This is a genomic window from Azonexus sp. (assembly GCF_036170495.1).
In the GTDB taxonomy this organism is placed as follows: domain Bacteria; phylum Pseudomonadota; class Gammaproteobacteria; order Burkholderiales; family Rhodocyclaceae; genus Azonexus.
Map to the genome: position 1 here is coordinate 1 of NZ_JAVHPH010000147.1, position 1,021 is coordinate 1,021.

Here is a 1,021-nt window from a genome sequence, read left to right on the forward strand (position 1 = left end):
TGGCGGGCGATGTCGGCGTCGTCATTGATGACGACCAGCGCGCCATGGTCGTGCGCCAGCCGGCAAACAGCCTCGGCCAACCACCGGCGCTGCGCGGCAGGCCAGCCCTTGTCGCGCACCTGGATCAGGCGCAGCCCGGCGTGCAGGGCTTCTTCCAGCCGTTCGAGCTGGCGTTCGGTGCCTTCTGCTTCGGCGTTGGTGATGGCCATCGTCGTCGGCAGCGACAGGGCTTTGAGGATCGGATCGTTGGCCGGCAGGATGGGGGCGACGGAGGCTGGTTTTCCCGTTTTTTGCCAGTCGACCGCAGCATGTTCGAGTGGCCCCGTGATGCCGATTTCGCCGTCCCACGCCGTCACGCGCCAGAAGTTCAGGCGCACCGTGGCGTGCGGGTAGGTGAATTGCCGGATCAGCCACGGCGAGCAGGCGGTGACGGTGATGCCGAGTTCTTCCTGCAGTTCGCGGATGAGCGCGGCGCGGACGCTTTCGCCGGGCTCGACCTTGCCACCGGGAAATTCCCAGTAGCCGGCGTAAACCTTGCCTTCCGGGCGCTGGGCGAGCAGGAATTCGCGGCCGTCGGCGCGCAGCATGACGGCGGCGGCGACTTCGACGATCTGGCTCACTTGCCTTTCTTTCGCGTCGTTTTCTGCCGTCCGGCCAGGTCGCGGGCGAATTGCCAGGCGACGCGGCCGGAACGCGAGCCACGGCTCAGCGCCCAGTTGAGCGCCTCGCGCTCGCTGGCCGCGATGACTTCGTCGGCGACGCCGAGCTGGCGCGCCCAGTGATTGGCAATGGCCAGATAGTCGTCCTGGCTGAACGGGTAAAACGAAATCCACAGGCCGAAGCGCTCGGACAGCGAGATTTTTTCCTCAGTCGTTTCGCCGGGATGGATTTCGTCGTCGACGCGGTGCGTTTCGAGATTTTCCGCAAAATACTCCGGCATCAGGTGGCGACGGTTCGACGTGGCGTAGATCAGCACGTTGTCAGGCGGCGCGGCGACCGAGCCGTCGAGCACCGATTTGAG

The 1,021-nt window shown here is 65.7% G+C and carries 2 protein-coding genes; both read right to left on the reverse strand.

Annotated features, from left to right (window positions below; genetic code table 11):
* Window positions 1-620 (reverse strand): NUDIX domain-containing protein (locus ADADOO_RS04600; RefSeq protein WP_511275405.1); only part of this gene is annotated, 620 nt, incomplete at its 3' end.
* The coding region (locus ADADOO_RS04605) for a DUF815 domain-containing protein (RefSeq protein WP_511275407.1) at window positions 617-1,021 on the reverse strand (405 nt) is incomplete at its 5' end. The genes ADADOO_RS04605 and ADADOO_RS04600, both read right to left, overlap by 4 nt.